Source organism: Micromonospora sp. NPDC023869 (genome assembly GCF_055559695.1).
In genome coordinates this window covers 115,114-132,981 of the sequence record NZ_JBVHKD010000008.1, presented here as the reverse complement: position 1 = coordinate 132,981, position 17,868 = coordinate 115,114, and the positions used below count along the sequence as shown (strand labels likewise).

The 17,868-nt window shown below is 71.0% G+C and carries 18 protein-coding genes and 1 riboswitch; of the genes, 7 read left to right on the top strand and 11 right to left on the bottom strand.

The annotated features are described in order from the left end of the window. Window positions 1-30: 30 nt before the first annotated feature. The 3 genes from ACZ31C_RS22065 to ACZ31C_RS22055 form a co-directional block, all read right to left on the bottom strand. Window positions 31-1,065, bottom strand: coding sequence for a Gfo/Idh/MocA family protein (locus tag ACZ31C_RS22065; RefSeq protein ID WP_396746333.1), 1,035 nt, complete (start codon window positions 1,063-1,065; stop codon window positions 31-33). Beyond that, window positions 1,062-2,171, bottom strand: a complete 1,110-nt coding sequence (locus ACZ31C_RS22060; protein ID WP_117227538.1) for a DegT/DnrJ/EryC1/StrS family aminotransferase — start codon at window positions 2,169-2,171, stop codon at window positions 1,062-1,064. Before ACZ31C_RS22060 ends, ACZ31C_RS22065 begins: the two co-directional genes overlap by 4 nt. Window positions 2,172-2,311: 140 nt before the next feature. Continuing rightward, the gene (locus ACZ31C_RS22055) at window positions 2,312-2,938 is read right to left on the bottom strand and encodes a TetR/AcrR family transcriptional regulator (RefSeq protein WP_396746330.1); all 627 of its coding nucleotides are present in this window, start codon (window positions 2,936-2,938) and stop codon (window positions 2,312-2,314) included. 167 nt (window positions 2,939-3,105) lie between these two features. Between ACZ31C_RS22055 and ACZ31C_RS22050 the strand changes: the two genes are divergently transcribed. The 4 genes from ACZ31C_RS22050 (at window position 3,106) to ACZ31C_RS22035 (ending at window position 8,213) form a co-directional block, all read left to right on the top strand. Continuing rightward, on the top strand, window positions 3,106-4,005 hold the full coding sequence (locus ACZ31C_RS22050) for an ABC transporter permease (protein WP_396746327.1): 900 nt from the start codon (window positions 3,106-3,108) through the stop codon (window positions 4,003-4,005). Between the two features lie 10 nt (window positions 4,006-4,015). Beyond that, complete coding sequence (locus tag ACZ31C_RS22045) at window positions 4,016-4,816, top strand: ABC transporter ATP-binding protein (RefSeq protein WP_117227541.1); 801 nt, start codon at window positions 4,016-4,018, stop codon at window positions 4,814-4,816. Window positions 4,817-4,979: 163 nt separating this feature from the next. Beyond that, on the top strand, window positions 4,980-6,482 hold the full coding sequence (locus ACZ31C_RS22040) for a D-ribitol-5-phosphate cytidylyltransferase (RefSeq protein WP_465796876.1): 1,503 nt from the start codon (window positions 4,980-4,982) through the stop codon (window positions 6,480-6,482). A 33-nt stretch (window positions 6,483-6,515) separates the two neighbouring features. After that, entirely contained in the window at window positions 6,516-8,213 is a 1,698-nt protein-coding gene (locus tag ACZ31C_RS22035) for a CDP-glycerol glycerophosphotransferase family protein (protein WP_465796875.1), read from the top strand. 69 nt (window positions 8,214-8,282) lie between these two features. On the opposite strand, the gene ACZ31C_RS22030 is transcribed toward ACZ31C_RS22035, so the two are convergent. From ACZ31C_RS22030 to ACZ31C_RS22015, 4 genes are all read right to left on the bottom strand, one after another. Next, window positions 8,283-9,137, bottom strand: coding sequence for a JmjC domain-containing protein (locus ACZ31C_RS22030; RefSeq protein WP_465796874.1), 855 nt, complete (start codon window positions 9,135-9,137; stop codon window positions 8,283-8,285). A gap of 56 nt (window positions 9,138-9,193) precedes the next feature. Further along, complete coding sequence (locus tag ACZ31C_RS22025) at window positions 9,194-9,550, bottom strand: hypothetical protein (protein ID WP_465796873.1); 357 nt, start codon at window positions 9,548-9,550, stop codon at window positions 9,194-9,196. A gap of 168 nt (window positions 9,551-9,718) precedes the next feature. After that, complete coding sequence (locus ACZ31C_RS22020; protein ID WP_465796872.1) at window positions 9,719-9,961, bottom strand: hypothetical protein; 243 nt, start codon at window positions 9,959-9,961, stop codon at window positions 9,719-9,721. Window positions 9,962-10,107: 146 nt separating this feature from the next. After that, window positions 10,108-10,464 carry a hypothetical protein gene (locus ACZ31C_RS22015; protein ID WP_465796871.1) on the bottom strand — a complete coding sequence of 119 codons (357 nt, stop codon included), beginning with the start codon at window positions 10,462-10,464 and terminating at the stop codon, window positions 10,108-10,110. A 395-nt stretch (window positions 10,465-10,859) separates the two neighbouring features. Here ACZ31C_RS22015 and ACZ31C_RS22010 point away from each other — a divergent pair, with 395 nt between their 5' ends. Next, a complete protein-coding gene (locus ACZ31C_RS22010; protein WP_465796870.1) occupies window positions 10,860-11,672 on the top strand; it encodes a helix-turn-helix domain-containing protein in 813 nt (270 codons plus the stop codon). After that, window positions 11,663-11,863 (top strand): DUF397 domain-containing protein, encoded by a 201-nt coding sequence (locus tag ACZ31C_RS22005; RefSeq protein WP_465796869.1) that lies wholly within the window; start codon window positions 11,663-11,665, stop codon window positions 11,861-11,863. Before ACZ31C_RS22010 ends, ACZ31C_RS22005 begins: the two co-directional genes overlap by 10 nt. Window positions 11,864-12,024: 161 nt before the next feature. Here ACZ31C_RS22005 and ACZ31C_RS22000 read toward each other — a convergent pair whose 3' ends face one another. The 4 genes from ACZ31C_RS22000 to ACZ31C_RS21985 form a co-directional block, all read right to left on the bottom strand. After that, window positions 12,025-12,888 carry a C39 family peptidase gene (locus ACZ31C_RS22000; protein WP_465796868.1) on the bottom strand — a complete coding sequence of 288 codons (864 nt, stop codon included), beginning with the start codon at window positions 12,886-12,888 and terminating at the stop codon, window positions 12,025-12,027. A gap of 226 nt (window positions 12,889-13,114) precedes the next feature. Then, a riboswitch (cyclic di-AMP (ydaO/yuaA leader) is annotated at window positions 13,115-13,256 on the bottom strand. Window positions 13,257-13,564: 308 nt separating this feature from the next. Continuing rightward, entirely contained in the window at window positions 13,565-14,329 is a 765-nt protein-coding gene (locus tag ACZ31C_RS21995; protein ID WP_465796867.1) for a hypothetical protein, read from the bottom strand. A 180-nt stretch (window positions 14,330-14,509) separates the two neighbouring features. Beyond that, window positions 14,510-14,905 carry a hypothetical protein gene (locus ACZ31C_RS21990; RefSeq protein ID WP_465796866.1) on the bottom strand — a complete coding sequence of 132 codons (396 nt, stop codon included), beginning with the start codon at window positions 14,903-14,905 and terminating at the stop codon, window positions 14,510-14,512. A gap of 124 nt (window positions 14,906-15,029) precedes the next feature. Then, window positions 15,030-16,313 (bottom strand): acyltransferase family protein, encoded by a 1,284-nt coding sequence (locus tag ACZ31C_RS21985; RefSeq protein ID WP_465796865.1) that lies wholly within the window; start codon window positions 16,311-16,313, stop codon window positions 15,030-15,032. Between the two features lie 206 nt (window positions 16,314-16,519). Here ACZ31C_RS21985 and ACZ31C_RS21980 point away from each other — a divergent pair, with 206 nt between their 5' ends. After that, entirely contained in the window at window positions 16,520-17,851 is a 1,332-nt protein-coding gene (locus ACZ31C_RS21980) for a polysaccharide pyruvyl transferase family protein (RefSeq protein ID WP_465796864.1), read from the top strand. The last annotated feature ends 17 nt before the right edge of the window (window positions 17,852-17,868 follow it).

Genomic DNA, 17,868 nt, shown 5'->3' with positions numbered 1-17,868 from the left:
GTGCCGATTCTCCCCTGGATCCGGTCTCAGCTAGCGGGTGGTGGCAAGCTCGGTGTCGTGGTTCGGTGCCACCGTGACGACCTTGCCCGCGTCGGCCGCCTCCAACAGCCCTGCGGCGACCTGCACCGTCCGCAGGCCCTGCCGAAGGGTGACGATGTCGCTCTGCTTGCCCTCCACGGCGTCCCGGAAGCGCTCGTGTTCGACCAGCAGGGGTTCCCGCTTCGGAGCGGCGTAACGGATCATGTCGCCCTCCGCGACGCCGCGGAAGGCCCGCAACGCCTCCCACTCGGTGCCGATGGCGCCGTTGGCATAGAATGTGAGGTCGGCCGTGAGGGTGTCGGCGACGAAGCAGCCCCGTTCGCCGGTGATCACAGTGGACCGTTCCTTGAGCGGGCTGAGCCAGTTCACCAGGTGATTGACCATCGTGCCGTCGGTGAGCGTACCGATGACCGCCACCATGTCCTCGTGCAGCCGGCCGCTGCGGGAGACCGTCCGGGCCGACACCGAGACGTACTCCTGGCCGGTCACCCAGCTGGTCAGGTCGATGTCGTGGGTGGCCAGGTCCATCACCACACCGACGTCGGCGATCCGGTGCGGGAAGGGGCCCTGCCGCCGGGTCACCACCTGATAGACCTCGCCCAGCTCGCCCGCTTCCAGGCGGGTCCGCAGGTTCTGCAGGGCGGGGTTGTACCGCTCGATGTGGCCGACGCCGGCCACCAGTCCGCGGCTCTCGAACGCCTCCACGATCCGGGTCGCCGCCTCGACGGACTGCGCGAGCGGCTTCTCGATCAACGCGGACACACCGTGCGCGGCGAGTTCGAGCCCGATCTGCTCGTGCAGCGCGGTCGGGCAGGCGACCACGGCGTAGTCGATGTCGCGCGCCAGCAGCTCGCCCAGGTCGGGCAGCACCGGCGCCCGGAGCTGCCCGCTCGGGTCACCGACGGGGTCGACGATGCCGACCAGATCGACGCCGTCCAGACCGGAGAGCACCCGGGCGTGGTTGCGCCCCATCGCGCCCAGGCCGATCAGACCGGCGCGCAGCTTGTCGCTCTGCCGCTTGCTCACTGGGCACCGCCGGCGAGGTTGGCGGCGTCCGCGATCCGCTCGAGGTCGCTCTGTTCCAGCGTGGGGTGCACCGGCAGCGAGATGACCTCGGCCGCGGCCCGGTCGGTCTCCGGCAGTTCCCACGGGCCGGGCCGGCCGTCCGCACCCAGGTACGGCTTGAGCCGGTGGATCGGGGTCGGGTAGTAGACGGCGTTGCCGATGCCCTGCTCGGTCAGGCGCTCCTGGGCGGCGTCCCGGTCGCCCCGGACGCGGACGGTGTACTGGTGGTACACGTGCCGGGCGGCGTCCGCCACCGGCGGGGTGATCATGTTGGTGATCTTCGAGTCGAGGTACTTCGCGTTCGCCTGGCGCTGTGCGGTCCACTCGGCCAACTGCGTCAACTGCACCCGGCCGATCGCCGCGGCCACGTCGGTCATCCGCATGTTGGCGCCGACGATCTCGTTGGCGTACCGCTGCTCCATGCCCTGGTTGCGCAGCAGCCGCAGGGTGCGGGCGAACCCGGCGTCCGCGGTGCTGATCATGCCTCCCTCCAGGGAGTGCATGTTCTTCGTGGGATAGAAGCTGAAGCAACCGGCGATGCCGAACGCACCGACCGGCGTGCCGTGCAGGCCGGCCCCGTGGGCCTGGGCCGCGTCCTCGACGACGGCCAGACCGTGTCGCTCGGCCACCGCCATGATCTTGTCCATCGCGGCCGGGTGGCCGTACAGGTGCACCGGCATGACGGCGACGGTCCGCGGGGTGACCGCGGCGGCGACCGCGTCCGGGTCGAGGCAGAAGCTGTCCCGCTCGATGTCGGCGAAGACCACCTCGGCACCGACCAGCCGGACCGCGTTGGCGCTGGCGGCGAAGGAGAAGGACGGCACGATCACCTCGTCGCCCGGGCCGACGCCGAGCGCCAGCAGGGTCAACTGGAGGGCCGAGGTGCCGGAGTTGACGGCGACACAGTGCCGACCGGCGACCACCTCGCCGAACTCCTGCTCGAAGGCCGCTACCTCGGGCCCCTGCACCACCATGCCGCTGCGCAGCACCCTGACCGCCGCCTCGATCTCGGCCTCGCCGATGATCGGCCGGGCTGGCGGTATGAAGTCCGGACGCTGGCCAGTCATGAAGGTCCTCCCGTGTCACAAGACTTGTTCGCGAGTTCGGGGTGCGATACTAGTCCGTTTGGAGCGGGAGTCGGGAATGGCACTCACGTGGCGTCCGGTCCGCGTTCACGCTTCATTCAGCGGACGGATGTCCGCGCAGCTCACGGCACCTCCTCCCGCGGGCTCGCGCAGACGACCCGCAGTGCGGCCACGGCCGCCTCCGCCATCCGGGCCAGCTCGGAGGGCTCCAGCGGCACCCGGGCGATGGCCAGCCGCCAGTAGACCGGCCCGACGATCAGGTCGGCCGCCGCGCGCGGATCCGCACCGGGGGGCAACTCCCCCCGCTCGATCGCCCGTCCGATGACGATCTCGCCGATGCGGTCCTGGTAGTCGTTCAGGGTGCTCTGCAACGTGCCGGCGATCTGCGGGTTGCGCGCCGCCTCGGCGAGCAGATCGGGGATGATCTGTGTCGCCATCGGGTGACCCAACGCACCGGTCACGACCAGCAGCAGCAGTCGCACGTCCCCGTCGAGGGTGCCGGTGTCCAGCATCGGCAGCTTCCGGCTGGCGACGGCCGAGACCACGTCCAGCACGAGGTCGAGCTTCGAGTTCCACCGGCGATAGATCGCGGTCTTGCTGACCCCCGCCCGCCGGGCCACCGCCTCGATCGAGAGCCGGCCGTAGCCGACCGCCGCCAGTTCGTGCATCAGGGCCCGCCGGATGGCCGCGGTGATCTCTCCACGGAGCACCGCGGCACCGGCCGGCGCGCGCCTCTTCTCGGTCGTCACCTGGGACTCTTCTCCACTGTCACGAACAACAATGTAGCGCAACGACGGTACGGTTGCGTCCCGACGTGTTTCGGACTACTGTCCACGCAGCGGCGAGGCGGCGCTCCACGCTAGATTCCATCGTCGCGAACGTATCCGCCGCACGACAGATCGGAGCGCCCATCCCCATGGCCAACACCACGCTGGCCGACCCCGACTCCGGCCTCACTCCCGCGCAGGTGGCCGCCCGCCACGGCCTGCGCGTGGCCGGAGAGCGGCCCTCACTCCGCCGCTACAGCGGTGAGCTGTGGCGTTACCGGCACTTCGTCGCCGCGTACGCCAACGCCAAGTTGACCGCCTCGTTCAGCAACGCCCGACTCGGGCAGCTCTGGCAGGTGCTCACCCCGCTGAGCAACGCGGCGGTCTACTACCTGATCTTCGGCGTGGTGCTGGAGCAGAACCGGGACATCCCGAACTTCATCGCCTACCTCACCACCGGTCTGTTCATCTTCAACTTCACCCAGACCACGGTGCAGCAGGGCACCCAGGCGATCAGCGGCAACCTCGGCCTGATCCGGGCCCTGCACTTCCCCCGGGCCTGCCTGCCGCTGGCGATCACCGCCACCCAGTTCCAGCAGCTCCTGGGCTCGCTGCTGGTGCTGGTCGGCATCGTGGTGGTCACCGGCGAGCCGATCACCCTGATGTGGCTGATGCTGGTGCCGGCGGTGCTGCTCCAGACGGTCTTCAACGCCGGGCTGACCATGGCGATGGCCCGGCTGGGCGCCAAGGCCAGCGACCTCAAGCAGGTCATGCCGTTCGTGCTGCGGGCCTGGATGTACGGCTCCGGGGTGCTCTACAGCGTCGAGCTCTTCTCCAACAACCTGCCCGGCTGGGCCGTCGGGATCGTGCAGTTCAACCCGATGCTGGTCTATATCGAGCTGGCCCGGACCGCCCTGCTGGAGCAGGCCCCGTTGCTCAACGACTCCCTGCTGCTGACCTGGCTGATCGCGGCCGGCTGGGCGGTCGTGATGGGCATCGGCGGCTACTTGTTCTTCTGGCGCGGCGAACAGGAGTACGGTCGTGGTTGATCACCTGGCGATGTCCAACGACGTGACGGTCACCCTGCCCCGGATCCAGGAACGCATCCCGACCGTGGTGGTGGACGACGCGCACATCGTCTACCGGGTGCACAAGGGCGCCGCCGGCAACACCAGCCCGGTGGCCGCGTTCAAGCGGATGGTGAGCCGCACCTCGGCGCCGAACGTGCGCGAGGTGCACGCGGTGCGCGGGGTCACCTTCACCGCGTACCGGGGTGAGGCGGTCGGGCTGATCGGCACCAACGGCTCCGGCAAGTCCACCCTGCTGCGGGCCATCGCCGGCCTGCTGCCGGTGGAGCGCGGCGCGATCTACACCCAGGGGCAGCCGTCGCTGCTCGGGGTGAACGCGGCGCTGCTCAACGACCTGCCCGGCGAGCGCAACGTCACGCTCGGCTGCCTGGCCATGGGCATGCACCCGGCCGAGGTGCAGCGCAAGGTCCCCGAGATCATCGAGTTCTCCGGGATCAACCAGCGAGGCGACTTCGCCTCCCTGCCGATGCGGACGTACTCCTCCGGCATGTCGGCCCGGCTGCGCTTCTCCATCGCGGCGGCCAAGCAGCACGACGTGCTGCTGATCGACGAGGCGCTGGCCACCGGCGACAAGGCGTTCCGCAAGCGCAGCGAGAAGCGGGTGCGCGAGCTGCGGGAGAGCGCCGGCACGGTGTTCCTGGTCAGCCACCAGCTCTCCTCGGTCCGGGACACCTGCGAACGGACAATCTGGCTGGAATCGGGCCTGATCCGGATGGACGGGCCGACCGCCGAGGTGTTGAAGGCGTACGAGGCGTTCACCAACGGCAAGTAGAGTCCAGGCGAACGTCCGGCGTCTCGACGACGTCGCGCGGACCGCGTCGGCCCGTTGGGGTGACGCGGTCCGCGCGTTAAGGTTCATCCCGTCGCCAGCGGCGGCGACACCCCCCACGTTGACACTCCCCCCGAGCCATGTACCCCGAGAGCGAGGACCCGCGATGACGCAGGACCTGACCACCGACCCGGGCAGCCAGCCGGACGACCCGGCGCCGTGGCGACCCTCGCGGACGGTGGCCGTGGTGCTGGCCGGCGGTACCGGCACGCGACTGGGCCTCGGCATCCCCAAGCAGCTCCTCAAGATCGCCGGTAAGCCGATCATCGAGCACACCCTGGCCGTCTTCGAGGCCGCGCCGGAGATCGACGAGATCATCGTGCTGATGGCCACCGGACACGTCGACGAGGCGCAGCGGATCGTCGACAAGGCCGGCTTCCGCAAGGTCACCAAGGTGATCGAGGGCGGCGACACCCGCAACGCCACCACCCGGATCGCGCTGGACGCCGTCGGCGAGGCGGACTGCAACATCCTCTTCCACGACGCGGTACGGCCCCTGCTCAGCGGCCGGATCGTCCGGGAGTGCGTGAACGCCCTCTGGACGTACGCGGCGGTCGACGTGGCGATCCCGTCGGCCGACACGATCATCCAGGTCGACGAGGACGAGTGCATCACCGACATCCCGGTCCGCGCCACGCTGCGCCGGGGTCAGACGCCGCAGGCGTTCCGGTCGAGCACCATCCGGGAGGCGTACCGGCAGGCCGAGGGTGACCCGAACTTCGCCGCCACCGACGACTGCGGCGTGGTCCTGCGTTACCTGCCCCAGGTGCCGATCAAGGTGATCGACGGCTCGGACGAGAACATCAAGGTCACCCACCCGGTCGACGTGCACCTGGCCGACAAGCTGTTCCAGCTCGCCGCCGCCAAGGTGCCCCGGCTGACCGACCACCGGGCGTACAGCGAAGAGGTCACCGGCCGCACGATCGTCATCTTCGGCGGCAGCTATGGCATCGGCCACGACCTGACCGAGCTGGCCCGCCGCCACGGCGCCCAGGTCTTCCCGTTCAGCCGGTCCAGCACCGGCACGCACGTGGAACGGCCGGAGGACGTCGAGGCCGCGCTGCGGACCGCCTTCGAGGCCACCGGACGGATCGACCACGTCGTGGTCACCGCCGGGATCCTGGAGAAGGGCGCGCTGGCCGAGATGGACCAGGAGACCATCGACCGGGTACTCCAGGTCAACTTCGTCGGCCCGGTGACCATCGCCCGGCAGTCCCTGCCCTACCTCCAGCAGACCAAGGGCCAGCTCCTGCTCTACACCTCCAGCTCCTACACCCGGGGACGGGCCGACTACGCGCTCTACTCGGCCACCAAGGCGGCGCTGGTCAACCTGACCCAGGCGCTCTCCGACGAGTGGGCCGAGTTCGGCGTACGGGTCAACATCATCAACCCGGAGCGGACGGCCACCCCGATGCGGACCAAGGCGTTCGGCGCGGAGCCCGAGCACACCCTGCTCGCCGCCGAGACCGTCGCCCAGGCCTCGCTGGACGTGCTGATCTCGGAACTCACCGGCCAGGTGATCGACGTACGCCGGCCGCCCGGCGAGACGCCGGCTCCCGCCCCGGTACCCACCCAGGCCGACGCCAGCAGCGGCACCCGCGTCGGCTGACCCGCCGACGACGAGCACGAAGGCAGCGCCGAGATGCGTGGTGACCTGGTCACGAAGTTGGCCGCCCGGGGCCTGAGCACCGGCGGGGCGGTCCTGGCGTTCCTGGTGCTCGCGCTCACCGGCGCGACCACCTGGGGACTCGGGCTGGCGGTGGCCGCGCTCGCCGCCACGGTCTGGGAGCGCCGGGTGCGACCCGGCGCCGACAGCGTCGCGGAGACCGCCCTGCTCGCCGCCGGGATCCTGGTCGGCTACGCCCGGCAGCTCGACGGCGGCTTCGACCCGGTCCTGGTGGTCACCGCCCTGGTGCTGCTCGGGCTGGTGCTGGTCACCGGGCCGCTGCGGGCCGCCGGCAACCTGGAGATCCGCGCCGCCAACCTGCCGGTACGCACCTGGGTGCCGCAGGTCGCCGCCCGGGTAGACGACGCGGTGGCGGGGCTGCTCGCCGCGCTGGCCGTGGCCGCCCTGGCCGGGCTGCCCGCCGTGGTCGCCCTGCTGCTCTGCCTGCCCGTCGGCGCCGCCGCCGGGGCGGTCGCCCTCGACCTGGCCCGCCGCCGGTTCCGGCCGGCGGCCGGCGGGTCGGCGGTCACCCGGGCACTGCGCCGGCACCAGCCGGAGTTCGTGCTCCACTTCTCCGCCCCGCCCGGGTCGGAGTACCAGGTCACCATGTGGCTGCCGTACCTGGAACGGATCGGTCGGCCGTTCGTGGTGATGCTGCGGGAGCCGGAGTTCCTGCCCGCCATCGCGGCGGCCACCACCGCCCCGGTGGTCTACTGCCCCACCCTGCGCACCATGGACGAGGTGCTGGTGCCGAGCCTGCGGGTGGCGTTCTACGTCAACCACGGCGCGAAGAACAGCCACTGCATCCGGTTCACCCAGCTCACCCACGTCCAACTGCACCACGGCGACAGCGACAAGGCGCCCAGCGCCAACCCGGTGTCGGCGATCTTCGACCGGATCTTCGTGGCCGGCGAGGCGGCCATCGACCGGTACGCCCGCGCCGGGGTGGAGATCCCGGCCGAAAAGTTCGTGGTGGTGGGCCGCCCGCAGGTCGAGGCGATCGAGGTACGCCACCAGCCGACGCGGGGGCTGGCGAACCCCACCGTCCTCTACACCCCCACCTGGACCGGCCACCACGCCGACGCCGACTACTGCTCCTTGCCGACGGCAGAGACGCTGCTGCGGCGGCTGCTCGACCGGGGCGCCACGGTGATCCTGCGCGCCCACCCGTACACCAACCAGCATCCGGCCTCGGCCCGACGCCTGGCCCGGCTGCACGAACTGCTCGCCGCCGACCGCTCCCGCACCGGCCGTCAGCACGTGTTCGGCGCCGCCGCCGGCCGGCTCACCCTGGCCGAGTCGGTGAACCGGGCGGACGCCCTGGTCTCCGACGTCTCCGGGGTGGTCTCCGACTGGCTGTACTCGGGCAAGCCCTACGTGGTCACCGACACCGGTGTCGACGGTGACCGGTTCGTCGAGCGGTTCCCCCTCGCCGCCACCGGCTACGTGCTGCGCCGGGACATGTCCGACCTGGACGACGTGCTGACCCGGCTGCTCGACACCGATCCGCTCGCCGAGGCGCGCTGGGCGACCCGTCGGCGCTACCTGGGCGACTTCCCGGCCGAGTCGTACGCCGAGGCTTTCTTGGCCGCCGCTCGGCGGGAGCTGGATCCGACCTGGACCGCCCCGGCACCCCGGACCACGACCGACGCCGCGCTGCCCAGCGCCACCTGAGCTACGTCGCGACGTGACGGGGCCCCGGCCACTCCTCCTCGCGAGAAGTCCGGGGCCCTGCTGGTGTCGCTATGTGGTGTACTCCAGTTCGGTGCGGGCGAGGCTGCGCAGGGCTCCGGCGAGCTTGTGGGTGTCGAGGCTCTGAAGGTGGGCCACCAGGGCGTCGCGTGTTTCCGCGACGATGCCGGGAAGGGCGTCTCCGTGGATGTCTCCGGGTAGGAGGAGCCGCCGGAAGTCGGCATCCTCGATCACGCCGCCGACCAGCTTCTCACTGATCCAGTAGGGCGTGCGCTCGCGGATGGCGAAGGTCAGATGAAGGCTCGGCTGGTCGGCAGCGTTGAAGGGGTTGTGCACCCAGCCCCTCGGCAGAAGCATCGACTGCCCCGGTTCCAGATCGATGACCATTGCCGGGCCAGCATCGCGCCACTCCTCCAGGTAGCTGTCCTTCCACACGCGGAACGACTCCAGGTGTTCCCGCATGGGGGCTTCCACGACAGGTGGCCAGAGCTCCCAGCGCTTGACCCCGGCGATCTGGACGATGACTGCCATCTGCTGGTCCCAGTGGTGACGGAGCCCCTGCTCGCGCCCCGGGGTGAGAAAGGCGTGGACGTAGTTCGAGTAGCAGGTCTCCTGCTGGATGCTGCGGGACAGGCCGGCCAGGTAGGGCATCACCCGTTGGAGGTTGCCGAGGCGGATGGTGTGACCCCGGTCGTAGAGCCGACGCAGGCGTACGGCGTCGGTGCGGCCGTTCGTGATCCAGGAACGGGCGTTGAGTGCCGGGGCCGGAGCCCGGATGGCGGCAATCTCGTCGGCCGGTACACAGCCGGTGTCGATCCATTCGTAGAGCCATTCGGGGGTGACGGTGCGATCCAGTTCGGTCGGCGGGCGCTGGTAGACGCGTGGCTCGTCGGGCCAGCGGTCCATCAGCTCCGCGACGCCGTCTGGGGGTAGTAGGAGACCGAGCGACATGGCTACTCCTGTCAGGTATGTGGCGGCGACGGGCAGACGATGCCGGGGAGGAAGCGATTGGGGCAGCAGACGGCCGCGAACGAGACATAGCTGAACGCCGGGGTGTAGTAGCCCCACGCCACGTCGCTACCCAGAACCAGGCTGGTGCGCTGTCGCTCGATCCGCTCCTGCACGGTCAGCAGCGGTCCGCCGAGCCCGGCAGCCGGGTTCGCCTCGCGGACCCGCCTCATCCAGGCCGCCGCGTCCGCCACCTCGGTCCAGGTCCGCTCGGCGGCGGCCTGGTTCCGGCGAAGTAGCCAGTGGCCGGTCAGTACGGGCGTCATGGTGTTGGCGAGAAAGATCTGTGTCTCCGCGTCGCCGAGGTCCACGCCAGGTCTGCGCGGCCCCTCCTTGGCGAAGTCGGCACGCGAACCGACCCATGGACCGAAGCCGTGCCAATGCCCTTCCCAGCGCATCTGTGTCCTTCTCTGTGCTGTTCGGACCGGCCGCCCTCGTTGCCGGTCGAGGGCGGCCGGAGCTGTTGCCAGGTGCGGTGGTCAGGCGGTCAGGCCCCGGTCCCGGGCCCAGCCGAGTGCGAGGTTGTCCATCTCGCCGCCGGTCAGGCGCAGCTCGCTGCCCGCGCCGGCCTGCTTGTTGTCGCGCACCACGAAGGCGTCGGCGACGCCGGGGATCGGGGCGACCTCGGCGCAGGTCTCGTTGTCACCGCCGAGGTTCCCGCCGCAGTAGGTCGTGAACTGCGCGCCGTCGATCGGCAGCGCATACAGATTCTGCTGGGACATGAGAGTGAACCTTCCGTGCTTTCGCGTGTGCGAAGGTACGGCCTCCGCGTCCGTTATGTACTACCTTGATGCGATCACGACCAGTGGGCGACTCGCGGGACGGCGGGAAACCGGAGGCCCTCTCGCCCTCGGCCGACAGCGCTGCTTCAGCTCGGCACCTCCACAGCCGGCCGGCGCGCTGCGCCCCAGGCGACAAACCTTTCGAACAGCTCCTCGGACTCCGGGCCGTCGTGCGGGTTGAGCTGGTAGAGGTCGCGCATGGCCTCGTACATCAGGCCGGCGAGATAGATCGTCAGCCCGGGGACGTTCCCCCGGAACTCCACCGGCAGCAGCAGTCTGGCCTCGCCACACGGCCACGGCTGGCCGTCGACCCGGCAGAACCAGGTCGGTCGCGCCGGAGTGTGCGGCGTGTTCCCGCCGGAGCCGACCGGGCGGTCGGCGTGCGGGCCACGGCCAGGCTTCGCGAGCTGGGTGGTCAGCACGGCCGCCCATCCGACCGCCACGCCTGAGCCGGCGTCAGGAAGCCGGTCGGTCCGGGGCCGTGGAGTGGAAGCGCCTGGGTCGGACGACGCATCCACCCGGGCAGCGGAGCGCCCCGCCGACGCTGCGGCAGAACCGGAAGGACCATTGTCGGACACTGGTACGGGTGCGTACGCACGTCGACCTCCGTCGGTAAGGGATCGGGAGGGCCGCCCGCGCACGGGGGGATGTCACGGGCGGCCCCGGAGCAGAACCCGCCCCAGCCCTGCACGGCGTGAAGCAGATCCGCATGAGTGACAGTCTGGTGAGGACATGACTACTGTCGGAAGGCATCGACGCTGGCCACGGCGGCGTCCTGGTGCGCCGATCCGGCCCCTGACGGGAGCTTGGCGATCTTGATGAATCCCCTGGAGGTGACGTGGAACGCGAGCAGCCTTCCGACCTGCACGAGCTGATCCGCACTCAGCTTCGCCGGCTGCGGACGGCAGCGGGCATGAACCAGGAGGAGTTCGGCCGACGGTCGAACTACTCGGCGTCCCTGGTGTCGGCGGTGGAGACCGGCACCCGCCCGGTCGACAGGCCGTTCGCCAAACGGGCGGACGAGGTCCTGGAGACCGGCGGCATGTTCGAGGAACTGCTGCGGACGGCCGAGGTGCTGCGCCAGCCCGCGTGGTTCCTGCCCTACCTGGAGGCCGAGCGCACCGCGAGGCAACTCCGGTGCTACCAGTCGACGCTGGTCCCGGGCCTGCTACAGACCGAGCGCTACGCCCGCGCGGTGATCCGATGTGACGACACCCTGACCGACGCCGGGGTGGAGCGACGACTCGCGAACCGGATGGCCCGGCAGGCGGTGCTGGACCAGGAGGAGCCGCCGCAGTTCGTCGCGGTGCTCGACGAGGTGGTGCTCCGGCGGGTCGACGAACGCCTCCGCGACGTGCTGGTCGAGCAGGTGCACCACCTGATCGACCTCGCCGAACGGCCCAACATCAGCGTGCACCTCGTGCCTGCCGGCATCGGCATGCACGCCGGGTTGGCCGGCCCCTTCATCCTGGCAAGGAGCACGGACGGTGGTTGGGTCGGTAATCTGGACACCCAACTCGGCGGGGTCCTCGCCGACAAGGACGAAGACGTCAATACCCTGCTGTCCAAATGGGAGACCGTGCGCAACGAGGCGCTGTCTGGCCGGCAGTCGATCGAGCTGATGAAGGATGTTGTGAAGCCATGGATCTGAACGGCGCGACCTGGCGCAAGTCCACCCGTAGCGGCTCCAGCGGTAACGACTGCGTGGAGGTCGCAGACAACCTGTCCGACGTCGTGCTGGTGCGCGACACCAAGGACCGGGACGGCGGCACGCTGGCCTTCACCCCGGTGTCGTGGGCGAGCTTCGTCGGCCTGGCGAAGAAGCTCGACCGGCACGCCTGATCCCGGTACGACGCGGAAGCCCTCGGCCATCCGGCCGAGGGCTTCTCCGTGCTCGACAGCACGCACCGCATCAGAGCCGTCTACCTGCCGCCGCACCCCCGGATGTAAGGAAGGGTCCCCTGCTATACACCAGGCGATAGCAGGGGACCCTTCCTTACCTCTCAGGAGGAGTAGCCGCGGGTGGCGGCCCAGTGGGCGAGGTCGATGGTGGTCATCCAGTACGAGTAGTACGAGGCGTCGGCCGAGTCGGCGATCTTGACCAGTCGACCGTCGTCCTCGTAGCCCACCACGGCGACGTAGTGGCCACCGGGGAAGGAGTGCCAGCCGCCGTCGGTGTCGGTGGCGCTGCCGGCCACGTTCACCACGACGCCGCGCCCGTCGGTGATCGCCTCCACCACGTCGGCCTGGAGCTGGTCCATCTGCGCCGGGCTGGCCGAGCCGCCCGGCAACATCGTGGTCGAGTACGGCTCGCCCTTGACCGTGGCGTTGAGCACCCGGGTGGTGTCCTGGGCCGAGTTGGTGCCGGCGTACGTGGTGCCGAGCTGGGAGGCCAGGGTGTCCTGGTCACGGTCGACACCGGCGGCGCTGAGCGCGTTGCGTACCGCGGCCGGACCGCAGTAGTAGCCGGTGGTCTGCGCCTGGAAGTCGTAGTCCAGGACCTTCCGTGCGGGTACCTTCGGCGCGGCCTTCGCACTGGTGGCCACCGGCGAGGGAGCCGCCGAGGTGGCCTTCGGCGAGGGCGACGGCGACGGCGCGGCGCTGCTCGGGGCCGCGCTGCTGGGCGGGGTCGACGGGGTCGGCTCCACCCGGGCCTCGGCGCGGGAGACCGCGGTGTCGCCGCGCAACTCGGCGACGGCGGTCGTGGTGTGCGCGGTGGCCGGGGTGTCCTCGGTGCCGACGAGTACGGCACCGGCACCGGTGGCCAGCGCCAGCGCGGCGGCCGAGGCGGCGACGACCTGGTAGGGGCGTTCGGTGGCCAGCCGGCGTAGCTGGCGCGTGACGGTCTGCTTCACGGAGTCCTCCACGGGGGCTCAGGGAGGCACGGCGAACCGCTCCGGCGGTCAGCTCGACAGGACCTGTCGAGGACCACCCGAGTACGGGGACGGCCGTGCGAGGGGCGACGCCCGGTCGACCGGGCGGGGGCGGTGGTCGCAGTCAGCTCGTGGCCGACGGCCCGACGAGCGCGGGCACCGCGGTGCCGTGGAGGTGCGGGAACTCAAGGGGTACGACGAGGGGATGCACGAGAGGAAAAGCTCCTTCCGACACCGCCGACCGGGTTAGCTGACGGGTTCGGGCGGGAAGACGGCCCTACCGTGAGCCGAGGCTCGCGGATTCACCCCAGTGGTGCGGTGGGTCCCCGGTTCGTGAGACCACGATTAGGCGGGTCGATGCGGCGTCGCCTCCTGCGATCGGGTACCGCATCGGACGGGCCGACACTACTGGCCGACCATTGCCCTGCCAACCCGTCCTGACCTGCGCAAACATGATCCAGGTCGATGATTTTCGGGCGTTCGGTCAGCGACGTCGCGCAACGGGACCGACGGCGATCGACGCAACAGGCGGTGACAGGGGGACCACCCGCAGACAATGTCTCCGGGCATCGCGTCACGTCTCGGGCGGTTCCCGCCTCGGCGTCCGTTCCGGCGAGGGATGTGACCGGGCTCACCCAATCCGGCCGGACTATCCGGTCGCCGAGCCGGGTCACCCCACGCGCGCCGGGCGCCACCGCGGGACTGCTGCGGCCGGACGTGCGACGGCGGTGGCGGTGGGCGCCGGGAGCAGGTTCGGCCGCAGGCGCTGCGCGGCGGCGTACGCCTCGGCGGAGAGCACCCGGGCCGCGTCGGTGGCCAGCTCGGCCTCCCGCCAGGCGGCCCGTTCCCGCTCGGCGGCGACCCGGTACGCGGCCCGGTGGTTGTCGCGGACGACCCGGGCCAGGACGACCTCCTGTTCGGCCGGGTGCAGTCGGGGATCCCAGCCGGCCCGGCGCGCCAGCACGTCGGTGAGCTGCCGCGCCGACAGGTCACCGCGCCAGTGCGCCTGCATCGCCGCGTGGTGCAGCCAGCGCTCCCGGGCGGCGTACTCGCTGGCGGTGCGCGGGGTGCGGGGGGCGGGCAGCGCGGTGGCCCCGGCGAGCCGCCGGGCCCGGCTCTCCGCTTCGTCGAATCCGGCCCAGGCCCGGTCGAGAGCGGTCTGAGCGGTACGCCACGCCTCCTGCCGCCGTACGGCGTTCTGCGCGGCCCCGGCGGCGGCCACGGCCACCTCACCGGCGTAGCGGCGCAGGTCGGCCGCCTCGGCCTCGGCGGGGTCGGCGGCCGGGCCGGTGGTCTCGTCGGCGCCGGACGAGGCCGGTTCGGGCCGGGCGACCAGGGCGGTGAGCACGCCCAGCGCGAGCACGAGCAGCACCGACCAGATGGCGGCGGCCCGGGGCACCTCGATCAGGAACTGGTAGAGGACGGTCTTCTCCATGGCGGTACCTCATGGGCAGTGGTGCGCTGACAGCGGACCGCGCCGGCATCCGGTCGTCCGGTGGCGGTGCCACGGGGCCGGGCGGGGCGGTGACGGGATACGTCGCGGGCAGAGATCCCGGGCGTTGCGGGACGGGGGCTGCGGCGGAGTCCGGTTGGCGGGCCGCAGCGGGGCGCGAGGTCAGACGCCGGGTGGGGCGCGGGCACCGTGGGCGGCCGGTGCGACCGTCGTCGGGGCGGATGTCGCCGGACCTGCGACCGCCGTCGCGGCAGTCCGCTGCGGCTCCGGGCGCGCCTCCGGCAGCAGTCCGGGTACGTCGACCCGGTCGACGACCCCGGTGCCGGCCACCGCGACCAGCGTGCCGGCCGACGTGGGCTGCCAGCCCGCGTGGGGCGACTGCGCGAGCAGGGCGGACGACGCGACCCGGTCGACGGCGGGGTGCCCGGCGGGGGCGCCCTGGGCGGGCATCGCCCAGGCGCCGAGGGTGAACGCGGCGGCGACCGCGAACCCGGTCAGCAGCCGCGTCGCCCAGCGCGCCAGCCACCACAGGGGACGGGCGGACGCGACGGGAAGCACATCGTCACGCTACCGCCACCACCGTCGAATCGCATCGGCGACGGGCGTGTCGCGTCGGCGACGCGCCGGCGATGACACACGAAACAGCAGGTCGGACGGCCGACGAGGACCATCCACCATGGACTCAGTGGTGCGGCTCGCGCCGACCGGCGGTGCTCGGCTCGTCACCCGCCACCCGCTGCCTCGGCAGCCCGGCGGGCGGCTCGGCAGGCGGCTCCACCGGCGACCCCGCAGGCGGCTCCGCGCACGCTTCTGCGGGTGGCTGAGTGGGCGGCCCTGCGAACTCGGCGGTGCGCGGCGCGGCAGCGGGGGCGCGGCTCGGGGCGAGTCGCCGCATCATCGGTTGCTCCACGTAGCGGTGCAGCAACGCGGCCAGTGCCAGGGTGATCAGCAGGAACCCGATCACCGCCGGCACTCCCCACCAGCCGGGCAGGCCGGTGCCCCAGTCGCCGGTGAGCCGCAGGATCGTCATGATCGCGAAGACGTGCACCAGATAGAAGGCGAACGAGACCTCGCCCAGCCAGACCATCAGCCGGGAGCGCAGCGGCGACCGGCGGCCGTGCACGTCGGCGTCCGCCGCCGCCGCGATCACCAGCACGTACGCCACCGACAGCAGGGCCGCCCAGAGCTCGGCCCGGATCCACTGCGAGGCCGCCACCCAGGTCGCGACGAAGATCACGGTGGCCAGCGGCAGCCGGGGCCCGCGCCAGCGACCGCGCAGCATCAGCTCGGCGGCGGCCACGCCCATCCAGAACTCCAGCGACCGCACCAGCGGGAAGATCTGGGCGAACCACCACCGGCTCTGCTCCGGCACCAGCAACTGACCGGGCCAGAGCGCCAGGATCAGCAGCGGCATGGCGATCACCACGGCCCACAGCATCCACGGCCTGGCCCGGCGGACCAGCGGCAGCGCCAGCGGCAGGCAGAGATAGAAGAACAGCTCGCAGGAGAGCGACCAGCTCACGTTGTTGACGCTGTAGAAGTAGCCCGGTCGCGGGTCCCACGCCTGGAGCAGGAACAGGTTCTCCAGCGCGGCCACCGGGTTGATCGGGTCGGCGAACCAGAGCGCCGCGAGCATTGCCAGCGCCCACATCACCACGTGGTTCGGATAGATCTTGGCGATCCGGCGACGCCAGAACCGGCGGCGGGAGTCACCGACCCGGGCCGACCAGACCAGCACGAATCCGCTGAGGATGAAGAAGAACTGCACCCCGGACAGGCCCAGGGTGAAGATCTCGCCGACCACCGCCTGGTGACCGGGCTCGGCGATGATGCGCATGGTGCCGGCGTGGAAACCGAAGACCAGCAGCGCGGCGATCCAGCGCAGTCCGGTCAACGAGGGCAATCGGCTGGCGTCACCGCGTCGGGTGGTGGAGGGCGGCCTATCGACGACGGTGGTGCTGGTCATTCCGGGCACCATACCGGTGCGGGCACTCCCCCTCGAACCGGGCGGGGAGGCCGGCGCAATGGGGCGGATGTGGCTCAGGTGTCAACCGGTCCCCCGGTGGCCTACTATTCCCGGGACTTGGATGAGCACCCACCCCGCCATCCGGCCCGGTGGTGCGCTGGGCATGCCGAGGCGGGGGGCGGCACCGACGAGAGGCAGAGTCAGCGATGCACCAGCGGATCCTGATGCGGGCCCGGAAGGGTCCCTTCGACGTCAACTCGCCCGAGGAGACGTTCGAGCGGAACCTGATCGGTGAGAACGCCGGCAACCTGGTCTTCAGTCACGCCGCGAACAAGCTGCTGGCCACCCGTGCGGCCACCATCACGCCCAACGGCTTCACGGTCAACATGCGCGACAGCGACCGGATCAACGAGGAGTACGACGTCTTCGTGGTCCCGCTGGCGAACGCGTTCCGGCGCAGCTACGCCCACCGGCTCGACGCGATGAGCCGACTGATCGAGCGACTCAAGATCCCGGTCGTGGTGCTCGGTGTGGGTGTGCAGACGAACGTCGACGGTGACCGGGAGTACCTGCGGCCGATCGACGATCAGGTCAGCCGCTTCTGCCGTGCCGTCCTCGACCGCTCACCGAGCATCGGCGTCCGGGGTGAGATCACCGCCGACTACCTGCGGACGATCGGCTTCTCCAACGTCGACGTGATCGGCTGCCCGTCGATGTTCCTGCACGGCGACACCCTGCCGGTGGACAAGCGCAAGACGTTCATCGGGCCGTACGACCGGATCGCGTTGACCGTCTCGCCGTACGTCAAGTCGATGGCGCAGATCATCAAGACGCACCACCAGCGCTACGAGAACCTGCGCTACATCCCGCAGGACCTCAAGACGCTGGGCACCCTGCTCTTCGGCGACTCCCCCGAGGACCGTGGCAAGAGCAGCGAGATCCCGATCCACACCACGCACCCGCTGTTCACCGAGGACAAGGTGCGGATGTTCGTGGACCCGTGGACCTGGATCGACTACCTCTCCGGGTTCGACTTCAACTTCGGCACCCGCATCCACGGCACCATCGTCTCGCTGCTCGCCGGTACGCCGGGCTTCCTCTTCGCCCACGACTCGCGCACCCTGGAGCTGGCCCGCTACTTCGAGATCCCGCACCGCGTGATGCGTGACGTGCCGGCCGACGTGGACGCCGCCCAGCTCTACGACGAGGCCGACTACTCGGGCATGGTCAACGGCCACAAGCAGCGGTACGAGACGATGATCCAGTTCCTGAACAAGCACGACCTGGGCAACTCCTTCAACGACGCCGACAGCGCGGCGGTGTTCGACGCCACCCGGCAGGCGACCGCCTTCCCGCCGGCCGTCCGCCCGGCGTTGGCCACCTCGCCCGAGGTGCTGGTCAAGCGCATCGAGTGGCTGCGCGACCAGGAGGCCGCACTCCGCGAGCAGGCACCGCCGAAGACGGCTCGGCCGGAGCGGATCCGCACCCGGATCAAGAAGGCGGTCCCCGGCTCGGTGCGCCGCATGCTCAACCGTTAACCCGAAGCCGCTCGGCT